Below are 231 nucleotides of genomic sequence, written 5' to 3' on the forward strand. Positions count from 1 at the left end.
TCCCCCACGCTGACTGTCGTGTGTTAAAAGCCAGTTCCATACATGAGAAGGAGCGGTTTACTGCATATGCGGAGGAAATCCTCGAAATTCTTAAATCGATAACCCGGGAAAACAGCCGGGAGAAGATACTGCTTCAGTTTGTGTTTAGTACTATGGAAGGATATGCTGCCGGTTTATCGGGACTGTTGAAAACGGCGCAACTGGAGAATCCAAGTTTAACGGCCCAATTAA

Annotated in this window: 1 protein-coding gene; it reads left to right on the top strand. The window is 46.3% G+C overall.

Going from position 1 to position 231, the window contains the following annotated elements; all coding sequences use genetic code 11:
• On the top strand, nt 1-231 hold a 231-nt coding region (locus KVT34_RS31380; RefSeq protein WP_217563405.1), incomplete at both ends, for a hypothetical protein.

Source organism: Paenibacillus sp. GbtcB18 (assembly GCF_019091125.1).
In the GTDB taxonomy this organism is placed as follows: domain Bacteria; phylum Bacillota; class Bacilli; order Paenibacillales; family NBRC-103111; genus Paenibacillus_F; species Paenibacillus_F chitinolyticus.